The organism is Gaetbulibacter sp. M235, assembly GCF_043876835.1.
Classification (GTDB): Bacteria; Bacteroidota; Bacteroidia; order Flavobacteriales; family Flavobacteriaceae; genus Yeosuana.
On the sequence record NZ_JBAWJZ010000002.1, the window covers coordinates 351,106 to 366,691 of the forward strand.

At 31.1% G+C, this 15,586-nt stretch carries 19 protein-coding genes and 1 tRNA gene; 13 read left to right on the forward strand and 7 right to left on the reverse strand.

The features are described from left to right. Positions 1-17: 17 nt before the first annotated feature. The 6 genes from V8G69_RS04300 (at position 18) to V8G69_RS04325 (ending at position 4,910) form a co-directional block, all read left to right on the forward strand. A complete protein-coding gene (locus tag V8G69_RS04300; RefSeq protein WP_394880575.1) occupies positions 18-557 on the forward strand; it encodes a DUF1599 domain-containing protein in 540 nt (179 codons plus the stop codon). A gap of 38 nt (positions 558-595) precedes the next feature. Further along, positions 596-2,302, forward strand: a complete 1,707-nt coding sequence (locus V8G69_RS04305; RefSeq protein ID WP_394880576.1) for a BT_3928 family protein — start codon at positions 596-598, stop codon at positions 2,300-2,302. Positions 2,303-2,413: 111 nt separating this feature from the next. After that, positions 2,414-2,905, forward strand: a complete 492-nt coding sequence (locus tag V8G69_RS04310) for a TlpA family protein disulfide reductase (RefSeq protein ID WP_394880577.1) — start codon at positions 2,414-2,416, stop codon at positions 2,903-2,905. Beyond that, complete coding sequence (tpiA, locus tag V8G69_RS04315; protein WP_394880578.1) at positions 2,905-3,654, forward strand: triose-phosphate isomerase; 750 nt, start codon at positions 2,905-2,907, stop codon at positions 3,652-3,654. The genes V8G69_RS04310 and tpiA overlap by 1 nt, the downstream gene beginning before the upstream one ends. A gap of 128 nt (positions 3,655-3,782) precedes the next feature. After that, positions 3,783-4,619: a 50S ribosomal protein L11 methyltransferase gene (prmA, locus tag V8G69_RS04320; RefSeq protein ID WP_394880579.1), complete on the forward strand. Its 837-nt coding sequence runs from the start codon at positions 3,783-3,785 to the stop codon at positions 4,617-4,619. 15 nt (positions 4,620-4,634) lie between these two features. After that, positions 4,635-4,910 carry an ATP-dependent Clp protease adaptor ClpS gene (locus V8G69_RS04325; RefSeq protein ID WP_394880580.1) on the forward strand — a complete coding sequence of 92 codons (276 nt, stop codon included), beginning with the start codon at positions 4,635-4,637 and terminating at the stop codon, positions 4,908-4,910. Positions 4,911-4,931: 21 nt separating this feature from the next. On the opposite strand, the gene V8G69_RS04330 is transcribed toward V8G69_RS04325, so the two are convergent. The 6 genes from V8G69_RS04330 to V8G69_RS04355 are packed head-to-tail and all read right to left on the reverse strand — an operon-like array spanning position 4,932 to position 9,084. After that, entirely contained in the window at positions 4,932-5,135 is a 204-nt protein-coding gene (locus tag V8G69_RS04330; protein ID WP_394880581.1) for a DUF2892 domain-containing protein, read from the reverse strand. 17 nt (positions 5,136-5,152) lie between these two features. After that, positions 5,153-6,568 (reverse strand): rhodanese-like domain-containing protein, encoded by a 1,416-nt coding sequence (locus V8G69_RS04335; protein WP_394880582.1) that lies wholly within the window; start codon positions 6,566-6,568, stop codon positions 5,153-5,155. Between the two features lie 58 nt (positions 6,569-6,626). Beyond that, entirely contained in the window at positions 6,627-7,430 is an 804-nt protein-coding gene (locus V8G69_RS04340) for a sulfite exporter TauE/SafE family protein (protein ID WP_394880583.1), read from the reverse strand. A 1-nt stretch (position 7,431) separates the two neighbouring features. Continuing rightward, entirely contained in the window at positions 7,432-7,845 is a 414-nt protein-coding gene (locus V8G69_RS04345; protein WP_394880584.1) for a DUF6691 family protein, read from the reverse strand. A 3-nt stretch (positions 7,846-7,848) separates the two neighbouring features. After that, entirely contained in the window at positions 7,849-8,406 is a 558-nt protein-coding gene (locus tag V8G69_RS04350; RefSeq protein ID WP_394880585.1) for a YeeE/YedE family protein, read from the reverse strand. Positions 8,407-8,448: 42 nt separating this feature from the next. Continuing rightward, the gene (locus V8G69_RS04355; protein WP_394880586.1) at positions 8,449-9,084 is read right to left on the reverse strand and encodes a Crp/Fnr family transcriptional regulator; all 636 of its coding nucleotides are present in this window, start codon (positions 9,082-9,084) and stop codon (positions 8,449-8,451) included. Positions 9,085-9,168: 84 nt separating this feature from the next. On the opposite strand from V8G69_RS04355, the gene V8G69_RS04360 reads away from it, so the two are divergent. After that, positions 9,169-9,242, forward strand: a tRNA-Arg gene (locus V8G69_RS04360). 125 nt (positions 9,243-9,367) lie between these two features. Here V8G69_RS04360 and V8G69_RS04365 read toward each other — a convergent pair. Beyond that, entirely contained in the window at positions 9,368-9,799 is a 432-nt protein-coding gene (locus tag V8G69_RS04365) for an RrF2 family transcriptional regulator (protein ID WP_394880587.1), read from the reverse strand. A 140-nt stretch (positions 9,800-9,939) separates the two neighbouring features. Here V8G69_RS04365 and V8G69_RS04370 point away from each other — a divergent pair, with 140 nt between their 5' ends. The 6 genes from V8G69_RS04370 (at position 9,940) to V8G69_RS04395 (ending at position 15,579) form a co-directional block, all read left to right on the forward strand. Beyond that, positions 9,940-10,443, forward strand: a complete 504-nt coding sequence (locus V8G69_RS04370) for a c-type cytochrome (RefSeq protein WP_394880588.1) — start codon at positions 9,940-9,942, stop codon at positions 10,441-10,443. Between the two features lie 5 nt (positions 10,444-10,448). Continuing rightward, positions 10,449-11,018 carry a fasciclin domain-containing protein gene (locus tag V8G69_RS04375; protein WP_394880589.1) on the forward strand — a complete coding sequence of 190 codons (570 nt, stop codon included), beginning with the start codon at positions 10,449-10,451 and terminating at the stop codon, positions 11,016-11,018. Between the two features lie 18 nt (positions 11,019-11,036). Then, on the forward strand, positions 11,037-13,001 hold the full coding sequence (gene nosZ, locus V8G69_RS04380; RefSeq protein ID WP_394880590.1) for a Sec-dependent nitrous-oxide reductase: 1,965 nt from the start codon (positions 11,037-11,039) through the stop codon (positions 12,999-13,001). A 98-nt stretch (positions 13,002-13,099) separates the two neighbouring features. Continuing rightward, on the forward strand, positions 13,100-13,699 hold the full coding sequence (locus V8G69_RS04385) for a hypothetical protein (protein WP_394880591.1): 600 nt from the start codon (positions 13,100-13,102) through the stop codon (positions 13,697-13,699). Positions 13,700-13,728: 29 nt separating this feature from the next. Further along, positions 13,729-14,163, forward strand: coding sequence for a nitrous oxide reductase accessory protein NosL (locus V8G69_RS04390; RefSeq protein WP_394880592.1), 435 nt, complete (start codon positions 13,729-13,731; stop codon positions 14,161-14,163). Positions 14,164-14,187: 24 nt separating this feature from the next. Next, a complete protein-coding gene (locus V8G69_RS04395; RefSeq protein ID WP_394880593.1) occupies positions 14,188-15,579 on the forward strand; it encodes a nitrous oxide reductase accessory protein NosL in 1,392 nt (463 codons plus the stop codon). Positions 15,580-15,586: the final 7 nt, after the last annotated feature.

Consider the following 15,586-nt stretch of genomic DNA (forward strand, 5'->3'; position numbering starts at 1 on the left):
AAAATTCAAAGTAATCAATGCAAGATACCTCAAAACAATACGATGCCGTTGTAGATACCTGCAAAAACCTATTTGTTAAAAAAATGACCGATTATGGAAGTGCTTGGCGCATTTTGAGACTACCATCACTTACAGATCAAATTTTTATAAAAGCACAGCGCATTAGAGGTTTGCAACAAAATGACGTTAGAAAGGTTGATGAAGGAGAAGTAAGCGAGTTTATAGGTATTATCAATTATTGTATTATGGCTTTAATTCAGTTGGATAAAGGTGTTGCGGAACAACCAGATTTATCAACAGTTGAAGCTACTGAGTTATACGATGAAAAAGTCGCCATCACTAAAAAGCTTATGGAAGACAAAAATCATGATTATGGTGAAGCTTGGCGTGATATGAGAGTTAGCTCTTTAACCGATTTAATTCTTCAAAAATTACTTCGAGTTAAACAAATTGAAAATAATGCAGGAAAAACTTTGGTAAGTGAAGGTATTGATGCTAATTATCAAGACATGATTAATTATGCTGTTTTTGCATTGATTCATTTAAACGAAAAATAAATTTTGTTACTTTTCAAAGGAAAATCAATAATAAAAAAATGAAATATTTAGTTGCCCTTTCTCGAATTTTTGTAGGCGTTTTATTTATTATTTCTGGATTAATAAAACTTAATGACCCTTTAGGATTTTCATACAAATTGCAGGAATATTTCAGTGTAGATGTTCTAAATATCCCTTTTTTAGAACCTTATGCTTTAATGATTTCGGTTTTAGTGGTAGTCTTTGAAGTGGTTTTAGGTGTTTTTCTACTAATAGGGTATAAGCCTAAATTCACGGTCTGGAGTTTACTGTTAATGATAGTTTTCTTTTCTTTTTTAACGTTTTACTCAGCGTATTTCGATAAAGTAAAAGATTGTGGTTGTTTTGGAGATGCTTTAAAATTAACACCATGGGAAAGTTTTACTAAGGATATTGTGCTCTTATTTTTCATCCTCATTTTATTTTTTGGAGTTAAACATATAAAGCCCATTTTCAATAAATTAGGAACAACTATTTTGGCTTTACTGAGTTTTATACTAAGTTTTTGGTTTGGTTATTATGTGTTAATGCATTTGCCAGCTAAAGATTTTAGAGCTTATAAAATAGGAGCAAACATTCAAGAAGGTATGCGTATTCCAGAAGATGCTGCAAAACCAGTTGTTGAGTATTATTGGAAATTTAAAGTTAATGGTGAAGAAAAAGTAATTACAACAGATGGAGCTTATCCAACTGTGAAAGGAGATTTTATTTCAGTTGACACAAAAATGATTGATGAAGGTTACCAACCGCCAATTGTTGATTTTTCAATTGAAACTGAAGATGAAGACTTAACCCAGCACTTTTTGTCAGAAGATAAACTGATTATGATTGTATCATACAGTTTAGAGCACATTGAAAAACAAGGTGCTGAAAAACTAAAAGCATTTTCTGATGAGGCCATTAAAAAAGGATATACAGTTATTGGTTTAACAGCATCAGGTGACGAAGCAAAACAAAAAATCAAAAAAGCCTACAATCTTAATTTCAATTTTTATTTGTGTGACGAAAAAGCACTTAAAACAGTCGTGCGTTCTAATCCAGGTATTTTAGAGTTGCATAAAGGAACTATCATGCAAAAAGTACATTGGAATGATATTGATGATTTGAAACTTGAATCTTTTTCAAATGCAAACCTTAATTTAAATTTGGATTTAAAAAGACAATTAGATAGCATTATGGTTTTTGATCAAAAATATAGAAAAGATTGGGAGACATATGATAAACATGATTTGGAACAAAGTGTAATAGATAGTACTAATCTAGTTTTTATCGATAATGTTTTAAAAAAATATGGTTATCCTGGTAAATCATTGGTTGGAGAAAACACAAATGAAGTTGCTTTTTATGTGATTCAACATTCTTTTAATATTTCAAAGTATTTACCATTAATAAAAGAAGCTGGAAAAAAGGGAGAATTACCTCTTATTAGAGCAGCCATGATGGAAGATAGATTTTTATTGCATCAAGGGAAGAAACAAATTTATGGAACTCAAGGTTTTACGTTGAATGCAAGATCACCCAACCCAATAAACATCATTTGGCCAATTCAGGATTTGGAAAGTGTTGATAAAAAGAGAAAGGAAGCTGGATTTGATATGACGGTTGAAGAGAACGGAAAACGCTTATTTGGTGAGAATTTCAAGTTTAAAAATTATTCTCTTGATGAGATTAAACACTTAGAAAAAGAAAACTTATGGATATTGGATTTGCTTAAAGAGGTGTCATAAATTCTTGAATTAAAAAAAGAAAATAACATTAACAAATAAGAGGTTTGATGGTATCTCCAAATAAAAATAGAGTAAATTTGCACTTTCAAAAAGTGAATTAGTTAAAATAAAATGAATAAATTAAAACACGCCCTTATCGTCATAATATCTTTAGTTTTCTTTAGATGTTTAGCACAAGAACCAACAGTATTTTCAAACGAAGCTTTAAATGATACTTTTATTAATTTAGAGGGGGAAACAGTAGCTTTTAAAGACATATTGAATAAGCATAAAGGCTTTAATATTGTTATAGATATTTGGGCTTCTTGGTGTAAAGATTGTGTTGGAGGAATTCCAAAAGTAAAAGAATTACAACTTGAATATCAAGAAACGGCTTACGTTTTTTTGTCATTAGACAAAACTCAAGAAGCGTGGAAAAGAGGCATTGAAAAGCTCGGAATTAAAGGTGACCATTACTTTATGCAGTCTGGTTGGAAAGGTGCTTTTGGAACCTTTGCAGCCTTAGATTGGATACCAAGATATATGGTTGTAGATAAACAAGGAAACATAAAATTATATAAATCTGTGGAAGCAGATGATGAAAAAATTAAAGACTTATTATAATGAGAAAACAAATTGTAGCAGGAAACTGGAAAATGAATAATGATTTATCTCAAACAGAATCATTAATTTATGAACTTAAAAAAATAGAAAAAACATCAACTGCCGAGGTAATGGTTGCACCAACCTTTACCAATCTTTATAAAGCATTTGAATCATTAAAAGATACTGATATTGAAGTGATTGCACAAAATATGCATTTTGCAGTAAATGGAGCATATACCGGAGAAATTAGTGCAAGTATGTTAAAAAGTGTTGGTATTCAAACAGTGATTTTGGGACACAGCGAGCGTCGTGAATATTTTAATGAAACAGATGAGATGTTAGCTAAAAAAGTTGATGCTGCTTTAGCAAATTCAATGCGAGTTATTTTTTGTTTTGGAGAAGTTTTAGAAGACAGAAAATCAGGGAATCATGAAAATGTTGTAGGAAGCCAAATTAAAAATGCTTTATTTCACTTAGATGCTGATGCATTCAAACATATTGTTTTAGCTTACGAACCAGTTTGGGCTATTGGTACAGGTGAAACTGCAAGTCCTGAGCAAGCACAAGATATGCATGCATTTATTAGAAAAACATTGGCAGACAAATACGGAAATGAAGTAGCAGATTCAGTCTCTATTCTTTATGGAGGTAGTGTAAAACCAAACAACGCCCAAGAAATTTTCTCGAAACCAGATGTAGATGGTGGTTTAATTGGTGGAGCTGCACTTAATGCAACAGACTTTTTTGCGATTGTAAACGCATTTTAAGTATTAAAAAATTATAATTTTGAACTTACCCCGAAAGATCGGGGTTTTGTTTTTGTTTCAAATGTGAAATGATAAAGTAAGGTTCAAAATAAAGTGTTTTTTTTAATCAAATAAATTAAAGGTAAAAAATGTCAAACATCAATTATATAGGTTATCAATTTAAGGTATCGCCATTGCAGCCAGGAGTAGAAATTTTAATAGCCGAACTTGGTTATGCAGGCTTTGAAAGTTTTGTAGAAACTGAAGATGGACTTATGGCTTATATTCAAAAAGAGGATTGGAAAGATTCTATTTTGGAAGATATTCAAATTTTAGATTCTGATGAATTTGAAATCACTTATACCTTTGAAGATATTGAACAGGTTAATTGGAATGAAGAATGGGAAAAGAATTTTAACCCAATAGTTGTAGATGATATTTGTACTGTCAGGGCTCCTTTTCATGAAAAGCCCGATACAGTTTACGATATTGTTATAGAGCCCAAAATGAGTTTTGGTACTGGGCATCATGAAACCACACACATGATGATTCAGCATATTTTAAAGAATGATTTTAAAAATAAATCGGTTCTCGATATGGGTTGTGGTACTGGGGTTTTGGCCATTTTAGCTGAAATGAAAGGAGCAAAACCTATTGATGCAGTAGATTACGATAATTGGTGTTATCTTAATAGTATAGAAAATGTTGAACGAAATAATTGCCAATATATTACAGTTATTGAAGGAGATGCCAACGTATTGAGCAATAAAAAGTATGATATTATAATTGCTAATATTAATAGAAATATTCTGCTAAATGATATGGCCGTTTATGTCTCATGTTTAAATAAAAATGGGATAATATTTTTAAGTGGTTTCTATGAAGAAGACATTCCAATGATACAAGAAGCATGTGAAAAACATATGTTAAAGTTTGAAGAAAAGTTGGAAAGAAATTATTGGGTTTCACTAAAATTTTTAAATTAGTAAAAAATCCCTGTTATGAGTACAAGAGAAAAATCTTCAGAAGAGGCGTTACTTGATGAAAAATTAGTTTCTCAAAAAGAGATTATATTATACAATGATGACGTGAACACTTTTGATCATGTTATAGAAACACTAATGTATGCATGCGACCATACACCAGAGCAAGCAGAACAATGTTCGTTAATTGTACATTACAATGGAAAATGTACAGTAAAAACGGGCCCTTACAGCGATTTAAAACCACGTTGCTCCATGTTACTTGAAGCTGGTTTAAATGCTGAAATAGTTTAAAGCCTAAGAAATTTTATTCGCCTATTTCTTTTTGTTTGTGTTAATTCCCAATAGCGAATAAAGAGGGCAGAAGCTAAAAAAACTTGTTATTAAGAAAATTAGTGCTAATGCCATTAACACATATGCCAATGTGCCTTCAATAACGTTAAAGTAGTATAAAGCAGCTATTACTAAAGCAATAACAACCCTAATTCCTTTGTCTGTACTTCCCATGTTTTTCTTCATGATATATAAATTTTAATTTATTTTAGTGTTGATGGACAAACAAAATTTGATATTGGGAGATTAGTCATTTTTAATCGATCAAAACCTCCTTCAATATTTATGATATTATTGAAACCTCTGGCTTTTAATATAGAAGCAGCAATAACCGAACGATAACCACCAGCACAATGAATGTGGTACGTTTTGTTTTTATCTATTTGATTCATGTTTTCATTAATGAAGTCTAAAGGAAAATTTTTCACTCCATTAACTTCTAAATGCATAGATTGATATTCACCATTTTTTCTAACATCAAGAATATTTAAATCGTGCTCTTTAGCTCTTTCAGCAAAATTTTCTGCAGGAATTGATTCTAAGGTTTCAATATCTTTACCAGCATCTTTCCAGGCATCTAAACCACCTTTTAAGTATCCTAAAGTATTATCGTAACCTACTCTTGATAAACGTGTAACAGTTTCCTTTTCTTTATTTTCTGGTGTAACAAGTAGAATAGGTTGTTTTATATCTGTTATTAAAGCTCCGACCCAAGGAGCGAAACCGCCTTCTAAACCAATAAAAATAGAATTTGGTATGTGAGCTTTTGCATATTCACTTTGAGATCTTACATCTAAAACTAAAGCGTGCTGTTCATTTGCAATGTCTTCAAACTCTTCAGGACTTAAAACTATATTCCCCTTTTTTAATACATTATCAAAAGTTTCGTAGCCTGATTTATTCATCATGGCGTTTTTTGCAAAATATTGAGGCGGAGGTGGAATGCCTTCCAAAACTTCTTTTACAAATTCTTCTTTGCTCATATCAGCCCTAAGTGCGTAATTGGTTTGTTTTTGTTCACCTAATAAACCTACAGTTTCCTTGCTTAAGTTTTTTCCACAGGCAGAACCAGCACCATGGGCAGGATATACAATTACATCATCGGCTAATGGCATTATTTTGTTTCGTAAAGAATCATATAACATGGCAGCTAAATCTTCTTTGGTTAAGTCTGATTTAATAGCCAAATCAGGTCTTCCAACATCACCTAAAAATAAAGTGTCTCCAGAAAATATGGCATAATCTTTTCCTTCTTCATCAATCAACAAATAGGTTGAAGACTCTAATGTGTGTCCAGGTGTGTGAAGTACTTTTATGCTGATGTTCCCTAATTTGAAAATTTCGTTGTCTTTTGCAATGTGAGCTTTATAATTGGTTTCTGCACCAGGACCAAACACAATTAAAGCGCCTGTCTTTTTTGCCAAATCAACATGGCCAGATACAAAATCAGCATGAAAATGCGTTTCAAAAATGTATTTTATTTTTGCATTTTCACTGGTTGCTTTATCAACATATTGTTGAGTTTCTCTTAGCGGATCAATTATGGCTACTTCACCATTTGATTCAATATAATAAGCGCCTTGGGCTAAACATCCGGTATATATTTGTTCAATTTTCATTCTAAAATTTTTAAAAGCGCAAAAATAAAAAACCTTCTTTGTTTTTATGTGACAATTATTACATTTTGGTATTAAGCTCTTTAAATATAATATAAATTGCCATAATTAATGTAAACCATCCAAAACCTTTTTTAAGTTTTTTTCCGCTTATAAATTTTGAAATAGCTACACCAATTAAAATTCCAATTATTGTAAATGAAGAAAATGATAATAAAAAGAACCAATCTATTTCAATACTTTGTATGTCGCCAGTAAAGCCAATTAATGAATTAATGGTTACAATTATTAATGAAGTTCCTACGGCTTTTTTCATGGGTAATTTTGCCCAAAGAACCAACGCTGGCACATATAAAAAACCACCACCAGCACCTATGATACCTGTTATGGTTCCTATAATTAAACCTTGTATAAAAGTCATGTAATATGGTTGCTTGAAACCTAATAATTCTTTCTCTTCTCTTTTTGTTCTTATCATGGAAATAGATGCTAAAAGCATGATAAAAGCAAAAAATATCATTATTGCTACATTTTTTGTTAGGGAAAAATTTCCAATAGTTAAAAATATATCGGGAAAACGATGAACCAGATATTTTCTTGATAAATAAACAGCTATAAACGATGGAAAGGAAAAAGCGAAGCCTGTTTTAATATCTACATAACCTTTTCTGAATTTTTGGATGGTACCTACTAAAGAAGATGAGCCTACAACAAATAAAGAATAAGCGGTTGCAATTATTGGATTATAACCCAACACATATACCAACAAAGGGACAGTTAATATTGACCCACCACCACCAATTAGTCCTAAGACTAACCCAACTATTAGTGCTCCTAAATACCCAAAAATTTGTAACGTTTCCATTTCAATGTGGTAATTTGTTTTTTAGTGCACCGTAAATTAAAGTGCCTAATAAAGCTCCAAATATTACGATTAACATGGTATATACACCACTTCCAACTAAAATATACATTGGTCCAGGACAAGCACCAATAAGAGCCCAACCTAATCCAAAAATAATTCCACCAACAATATATCTAATAAATCCTTTTTCTTTTTCAGGTACATTTATTTCTATTCCAAGTAAATTCTTTAAATGATTTTTCTTTGAAAATTTTAAAAATATAATTCCTGTTAAAATTGCAGTGCTAATTATCCCATACATATGGAATGATTGAAAACGGAACATTTCATAAATTCTATACCAAGAGACAGCTTCAGATTTATAGAGTACAATACCAAATAATATTCCGACAAATAAAAATTTTAAGTATTTCATAATTTAAAGAATATATGGCAAAATGAAGTTTGTCATGATTAATCCTCCAACAAAAAAACCTATTACAGCTATTAAAGAAGGCTTTTGTAGACTACTCAGTCCTGTTATAGCATGTCCAGAAGTACAACCACCAGCATAACGCGTTCCGAAGCCAATTAATATACCACCAACTAATAAAATTGGCAAACCATGTGATGTGGTTAATACATCAAAACTAAATATTTCATTTGGAACAATGGTTTTTCCAGGATTTTTAAACCCTAATTCATTTAATTCTAGGATTGTTTTTTTATTAAGATTAGTAACCAAATCATTAGAAAGGAAATTTTTAGCAATAAATCCACCAATTACAGCACCTAAAACAACTATTAAGTTCCATTTTTTATCTTTCCAATCAGATTTAAAGAACTCTATAAATTTTCCTGCACCAGCTATTGAACACATGGTTGCCAGGTTTGACGACATGGCAAATGTTTTTCCAAAATAGAGTAGAGTTGCCATTATCAATGCTATTAAGGGGCCAGTTATATACCAAGGCCAAGGGTTTAAAATATATTCCATGAATGTAATTTGAATTAAATTTTGGAGTTAATGGTTTAAAAATTAAAATTGTAAAATATCAATCTTATTTCTGCTTAATTTTATTTTCTTTTCATTTTCTAATTGCTTTAATATCCTTGAGATTACTACTCTTGAGGTATGTAAATCATCTGCAATATCATTATGTTTTATATCTAAACTTGTTGAAGCATTAATTTTTACTTTATCTATTAAATATTTAAAAACCCTTTCATCCATTTTCATAAATGCCAATGTGTCTATAGTTTCAAGCATTTCGTTAAAACGTATCTGATAAGCATCTAAAATGAAATTCCGCCAACTTTCATTGGTATGAAACCAATCATGAATTTTTTTTACAGGAATTAAAATTAAACTTGAATCGCTTTCAGCTACAGCTCTAATATTACTTTTTGAAGTTTTTAAACAGCAAGTAAGAGACATGGCACATGTGTCTCCAGCTTCAAGAAAATATAAAAGTAATTCATCTCCATTAGCATCTTCTCTTAAAATTTTAATGTTACCACTTAATAAAAGAGGAATGTAATTAAGTGACTGATTAATATCTATTATGATATCATCTTTTTTAAATTCTTTGTAGATTCCTGTTTGAAAAATTTCATTTAATAGGTTATCATCAAGAATTTGATTAAATTTTTGCTGTAATAATTTATTTGTCATGCTCAAAAGTAATCATTTTTCAAAATTGAAATAAATAGTTTGGCAGTAATTTAATAAAAATACTATATTTGCAGCCACAAAAATGGCCTCGTGGCGCAACTGAATAGCGCATCTGATTACGGCTCAGAAGGTTACTGGTTTGAATCCAGTCGAGGTCACAAATTAAAACCCAGTAATTACTGGGTTTTTTTGTTTTTAAGCTATTTTGATATTATATCGTTCTATTCGTTTGCTGCTTAAAATTATTTATACCTAAAAACTAGCGTGGATTTTACTTTAAACATTAAAGCGGAAGTGATGACTTACCATTTTTTACATCTAACGCTAATTCATTAATTGTAGTGCTTTTCAAGTTCTCCATCAAAACGACTCTTGATTGGTTTGCAAGATGATGAACAGGACAAGGATTTTTTGAATTACAACGCTCTAAACTCAATAAACAGGCATTCATTTTTTTATCTCCATCAATAACATTAACAATGTCCATTACATTTCTTTTTTTATCTTCTTCGCTTAAATAGAATCCTCCTTTCGGGCCACGTGTAGATGATATCAATTTTCTCTTTGCAAGTTCTTGCAATAGCTTAGCAATATAAGCTTGTGGAACATTTATAGGTTCAGAAATATCTTTTACCATTATTTTATTTTCTTCATTAGAATGGATTGCTAAAAACAATACAGCTTTAATGGCATATTTTGATGAATTTGAGATCATTATTTTTAATAATTATATGTGACAAAATAAAAAAGATATTTTTGTCTTAAATATGATTTAAATCATATTTTTTAACCTATCTACATTTTATTTTTGTGCTGTTAAATCAATTTTTTATTTAAAATAACTTAAAAATCAACATGAAAACAATGTTAAAATTATTCTCACTTTTATTAATCAGCTTACTTATTAGTTGTGGTGGGAAAGACGAAAAAAAGAAAGAGTCATTTTCTTATGAAAAAAAGACTACTACAGAAGCAAAAACTCCAGTTAAAACTGAAATGGTTCCAGCTTCAGCAAAAGTAGATCTAACCAATAAAGGAATTGGTCCAATTAGCTCACTTGAGTTAAATGCTGAAATTGACCAAGCAATGGTAGCACATGGACAAGAAGTTTATAACAAAATGTGTACTGCCTGTCACAGACCAAACAAAAAATTTATAGGCCCAGCTCAAGCAGGAGTTATGGAGAGAAGAACACCAGAATGGATTATGAACATGATTTTGAACCCTGAAGAGATGCTCCAAAAAGATCCTTTGGCTAAAGAATTATTAGCTGAATTTAATGGTGCTCCTATGGCAAATCAAAATCTTACTCAAGAAGAAGCCAGAGCAGTTTTAGAATACTTCAGAACTTTAAAATAATACATATGAAAACCAAACTAAACATTTTATTAACCTTTTTTGTTGTCTTGTGCGCTTTTAGTTGTAAAAATAGTCAAGACTCAGATACTAAAGAAACTTCAGTTGCAGCAAGCAATACTACTTCTGAAAAGCAAGGGCAAGCTTTTATTAAAGATGATGAATCAAAACCAAACGTGTTACAAATTGCAATTAATTCAAAAGATCATACTACTTTGGTAGCTGCAGTACAAGCCGCTGAATTAGAGAATGCTCTTGTAAATGCGGGTCCTTTAATGGTGTTTGCGCCAACAAATGAAGCTTTTGCTAACCTTCCGGAAGGAACTGTTGAAAACTTATTAAAACCAGAAAACAAAGCAAAACTTGCTCTTATTTTAAAACACCATGTTACTCCTGGTAACTATTCGAAAGAATTTTTAAAAAAATTTAAGCACCTAGGTCAAGCCAGCAATGAAAATGTTAGTGTTGAAGTTAAAGGTGATGATGTTTATGTTGGAGGAGCCAAAATTATAGCAAGTATCCCAGCTGGAAACGGGATTGTTCATGTTGTAGATAAAGTAATATTACCTGAAAATTAAAACTAAATACATAATATAATGAAACAAATTTTTAAAATATCAGTTGGGTTTTTAATTATTGCTCTTGCATTTACTAGTTGCAATAATGATAAATCTTCAAAATCAAATAGTGCATTAAGTTCAAGTGCTGCAGAGAAAGTATATGTAGCTCCTGGAGAATACGATGAGTTTTACGCCTTTATTTCTGGAGGTTTTAGTGGGCAATTATCTGTTTATGGTTTACCATCTGGAAGATTGTTTAAAGTAATTCCAGTATTCTCTCAAGACCCAGAAAAAGCTTGGGGATATAACGAGGAAACCAAACCAATGCTAAATACCTCTCATGGATTTATCCCTTGGGACGACTCTCACCATCCAGACATCTCACAAACCAATGGCGTTGTTGATGGAAGGTATGTGTATATAAATGCTAATAACACACCAAGAATTGCAAAAATTGATTTAACAACATTTGAAACTACAGAAATTATTGAGATTCCAAATAGTGCAGGAAATCACAGTTCTTCATTTGTAACAGAAAACACAGAATACGTAGTAGCTGGAACCCGTTTTTCTATTCCAATTCCCCAAAGGGATATGTCTATAAAAGATTATAAAGGAAACTTTAAAGGAGCCTTATCTTTTTTGAAAATCAATCCTGACAACGGTGAAATGGCAATTAAATTCCAATTATTGATGCCAGGATTTAATTATGATTTATCTCACCCTGGACGTGGAAAATCTCATGGTTGGTTCTTCTTTACAACATATAATACAGAAGAAGCAAATTCTCTTTTAGAAGTGAATGCGTCCCAAAATGATAAAGATTTTATTGCAGCCATTAACTGGAAGAAAATTGAAGAGTACGTAAATAATGGTGGAGGCACAAAAATGCCATCAAAATATGCTCACAATTTATACAGTGATGAAACCCATTCAGCAACTTCTACCATGATGGATGAAGTGTTAACAGTTAATCCTTTAGATGTTCCAGGTGCTGTTTATTTATTACCTACACCAAAATCTCCTCATGGTTGTGATGTAGATCCAACAGGCGAATATATAGTTGGAAACGGAAAATTATCAGCTAATTTAACAGTACACTCTTTCACTAAAATGTTAGACGCTATTGAAAATAAAAAATTCGCAGGCGAAGCATATGGAATTCCAATTTTGAAATTTGAAGATGTTTTAGCAGGTTCTGTTGTTCAACCTGGTCTTGGACCATTACACACTGAATTTGATGGTAAAGGTAATGCTTACACGACATTCTTTATATCTTCTGAAGTTGTAAAATGGAAATTAGGAACTTGGGAAGTTATTGATAGAAAACCAACTTATTATTCTGTTGGTCACCTAATGATTCCAGGTGGAAATTCTGCAAAACCTTTTGGAAAATATGTATTGGCAATGAATAAAATTACAAAAGACCGCTATTTACCTACCGGTCCTGAGGTTACACAATCTGCCCAATTATATGATATTACAGGTGATAAAATGGAGCTGCTATTAGATTTCCCAACAATAGGAGAACCTCATTATGCTGCCGGTTGTCCTGCAGATTTAATAAGAGCAAATTCAAAAAAATTATATGAGTTAGGTAAGAACAGACACCCTTATGCAGCAAAAAGTGATGCTGATACCAAGGTTACAAGAAAAGGAAATGAAGTTCATGTTCAAATGACAATGATAAGAAGTCATTTCTCTCCAGATAATATAGAAGGTGTTAAAGTAGGAGATAAAGTTTATTTCCATGTAACAAATCTAGAACAAGATTATGATGTTCCTCACGGAATTGCAATGATTGGAGCCAATACTTCAGAGTTGTTAATTATGCCTGGACAAACAGAAACTTTTGTTTGGGAGCCTAAAGAAGTGGGAGTTTGGCCATTTTACTGTACTGATTTCTGTTCTGCTTTGCATCAAGAAATGCAGGGTTATGTAAGAGTTTCACCTGCCTCTTCAAATATTGAACTGTCTTGGTCTTTAGGAGAAGATTTTTAAAATAACAAATAGATTAAAAAGTTGAATACTATAAAGGCGAGAGTTTTCGCTCTCGCCTTTAATTAAAAAACACTTTTAAAAATCAAATATTTAATTTCATGAAAAAATCAAATATTATAATGCTTATTGCGGCATTATTCCCTTTAGCCCTTTTTATTTTTCCATTATGGAATATAACATTAGAAGCACCTCAATATCCAATTCCATTGGGAATGAATATTTACATCAACGATTTTGTTGACGCAAATCCTTTTGATATTAAAAATATTAATTTGATGAATCATTATGTGGGCATGAAATATATACCCGAAGCTATTCCAGAATTTAAAATATTTCCTGCAGGCATCATCATATCTTCACTTATAGGATTGCTAATTGCTTTTAAAGGAAACTATAAATGGTTTTTAGGATGGTTTATTTTAATGGTCGTATTAAGTGCTGCTGGGATTTATGATTTTTATATTTGGGAACATGATTACGGTCATGATTTAGATCCAAAAGCCATCATGAAATTTACAAATCCAGACGGAACGGTGATGGGTTTCCAACCTCCTTTGTTTGGTACTAAACATATTTTGAATTTTACAGCTCATTCATACCCAAGATTAGGTGCATTCTTTTTAGGATTAGGAATTGCAACTTCGCTATTGGCTTATTATGTTGGCTTAAAAGTTCATAAAAAAACTTTGAAAGTTTAAATAGTTTAAACATTTAATACTTTAAAAAAATGCAACCAATAAAATATTATTTAACATTTTCATTACTGGTACTTTTTGCTAGTTGTAACGTATCTCCTCAAGCAATAAACTATGGCTCAGACGGTTGTCATTATTGTAAAATGACTATTGTAGATAAGGTTCATGCTGCAGAAATTGTTACAAAAAAAGGAAAGGTCTATAAATTTGATTCATCAGAATGTATGATTAATTTTCTAAAGGAGTTTGATTCATCCGAAATTGAACTTTACTTAGTTAATAGTTTTACAGAACCAGAAAAATTAACCGATGCCACTAAGGCAACCTTTTTAATCAGTCAAAATATTTCCAGTCCAATGGGTGCGTTTTTAACGGCTTTCAAAAATGAAGATGAAGCTATTAAAATTAAATCTGAAAAGGGAGGAAATCTATATACCTGGCCAGAATTATTAAAGCATTTTAAATAATATTTAAGTTTCCATTTTTTTATCATGAAAAACATTAAAGTATTTTTCACACTCTTTTTGTGCCTATTTTTTTTGCAATTTGAAGCACAAAACATAAATCATTGTACAGAGTGCAATATGGTTATTAGAGACAATGCACACAAAGCCAGAGCTGAAAAAAATGGTGTGATTCTCAATTTTGATTCGGCTGAATGTTTGATTAATTATTTAAAATCCTACAATCAAAATGAATTTTCATCCATAGAAGTTTCAGATTACAACACGCAATCCTTTATTGATGCAAAAACTGCTTTCTTTTTAATTAGTAAATCAATTCCCAGTCCAATGGGTGCTGATTTAACAGCTTTTAGTAATCAGGAAAAAATTAAAAGCATTATAAATGAAAAAGGAGGACAATTATATTCCTGGAAAGAGATTGTAGCCAAGTTTAACAACTCTCAAGAAGGTAATGCTATTAAACATGACCATTACAGACCAGATGCTCATGCTCCAATAGGAGTTATGGGCGATCATTTACACCAAAAAGGGGAGTTTATGCTTTCCTTACGTTATATGAATATGTTTATGAAGGGAAATATATCAGGATCAGACAATGTTTCTGATGAAACTATATATAACAATTACATGGTTGCACCTCAAAAAATGAATATGGATATGTATATGTTAGGTATTATGTATTCTCCTTCAAATAAACTCACCCTCGTTATAATGCAGAATTTTTTAAGAAAAAACATGGATTTAACGGCAAAAATGACGGAGAACAATATGCCAATGTTAAATGATTTTTCAACCGAAAGTTCAGGTTTAGGCGATTTGAAATTTGGAGTTTTATATGGAATTTTTAATCATCATGAAAAATCCTTACATTTTAACACCAGTTTTAATATTCCGATAGGAAGTATTTCCAAAAAAGACGATACTCCTATGAGTACTAACACAAAATTACCTTATGCAATGCAACTTGGAAGCGGCACTTTCGATATAACACTTGGAGCAACCTATAAAGAGATTTATACAAATACTTCTTGGGGAACACAAGCTTTAGGAACATTTAGAATTGGAGATAATAGTGAAAATTATCATTTAGGAAATACTTATGGATTAAATTTTTGGGGTGCTTATAAACTGTCTCAAAATTTCAGTTTATCTGCAAGAGCTCTTGGAATTAGTGAAGGTAAAATAAAAGGAGCAGATACAGAATTAAATCCAATGATGGTACCAACATCCAATACCAATAATTATGGAAGCGAAAAGATAAGAGCCTTTATTGGAGTTAACGTATCGTTTCCTGTAACATCTAGTTTAAATAATTTTAGATTTGGAGCTGAAGTTGGGACGCCAATTTATGAACATTATAATGGCACTCAAATGAATGAAAATGTAACCATTAATTTTGGTGTAAAATATAATTTATAGTAAATAT

What these genes read in the sequence shown, in the direction of transcription:
- V8G69_RS04345 (WP_394880584.1), bottom strand. Translation starts at nt 7,845, where the DNA reads ATGAAATACTTAAAATTTTTATTTGTCGGAATATTATTTGGTATTGTA.
- V8G69_RS04385 (WP_394880591.1), top strand. Translation starts at nt 13,100, where the DNA reads ATGAAAAAATCAAATATTATAATGCTTATTGCGGCATTATTCCCTTTA.
- V8G69_RS04340 (WP_394880583.1), bottom strand. Translation starts at nt 7,430, where the DNA reads ATGGAAACGTTACAAATTTTTGGGTATTTAGGAGCACTAATAGTTGGG.
- V8G69_RS04305 (WP_394880576.1), top strand. Translation starts at nt 596, where the DNA reads ATGAAATATTTAGTTGCCCTTTCTCGAATTTTTGTAGGCGTTTTATTT.
- V8G69_RS04370 (WP_394880588.1), top strand. Translation starts at nt 9,940, where the DNA reads ATGAAAACAATGTTAAAATTATTCTCACTTTTATTAATCAGCTTACTT.
- V8G69_RS04325 (WP_394880580.1), top strand. Translation starts at nt 4,635, where the DNA reads ATGAGTACAAGAGAAAAATCTTCAGAAGAGGCGTTACTTGATGAAAAA.
- V8G69_RS04300 (WP_394880575.1), top strand. Translation starts at nt 18, where the DNA reads ATGCAAGATACCTCAAAACAATACGATGCCGTTGTAGATACCTGCAAA.
- V8G69_RS04395 (WP_394880593.1), top strand. Translation starts at nt 14,188, where the DNA reads ATGAAAAACATTAAAGTATTTTTCACACTCTTTTTGTGCCTATTTTTT.
- V8G69_RS04390 (WP_394880592.1), top strand. Translation starts at nt 13,729, where the DNA reads ATGCAACCAATAAAATATTATTTAACATTTTCATTACTGGTACTTTTT.
- V8G69_RS04310 (WP_394880577.1), top strand. Translation starts at nt 2,414, where the DNA reads ATGAATAAATTAAAACACGCCCTTATCGTCATAATATCTTTAGTTTTC.
- V8G69_RS04335 (WP_394880582.1), bottom strand. Translation starts at nt 6,568, where the DNA reads ATGAAAATTGAACAAATATATACCGGATGTTTAGCCCAAGGCGCTTAT.
- nosZ (WP_394880590.1), top strand. Translation starts at nt 11,037, where the DNA reads ATGAAACAAATTTTTAAAATATCAGTTGGGTTTTTAATTATTGCTCTT.
- V8G69_RS04330 (WP_394880581.1), bottom strand. Translation starts at nt 5,135, where the DNA reads ATGAAGAAAAACATGGGAAGTACAGACAAAGGAATTAGGGTTGTTATT.
- V8G69_RS04365 (WP_394880587.1), bottom strand. Translation starts at nt 9,799, where the DNA reads ATGATCTCAAATTCATCAAAATATGCCATTAAAGCTGTATTGTTTTTA.
- V8G69_RS04350 (WP_394880585.1), bottom strand. Translation starts at nt 8,406, where the DNA reads ATGGAATATATTTTAAACCCTTGGCCTTGGTATATAACTGGCCCCTTA.
- V8G69_RS04375 (WP_394880589.1), top strand. Translation starts at nt 10,449, where the DNA reads ATGAAAACCAAACTAAACATTTTATTAACCTTTTTTGTTGTCTTGTGC.
- prmA (WP_394880579.1), top strand. Translation starts at nt 3,783, where the DNA reads ATGTCAAACATCAATTATATAGGTTATCAATTTAAGGTATCGCCATTG.
- V8G69_RS04355 (WP_394880586.1), bottom strand. Translation starts at nt 9,084, where the DNA reads ATGACAAATAAATTATTACAGCAAAAATTTAATCAAATTCTTGATGAT.
- tpiA (WP_394880578.1), top strand. Translation starts at nt 2,905, where the DNA reads ATGAGAAAACAAATTGTAGCAGGAAACTGGAAAATGAATAATGATTTA.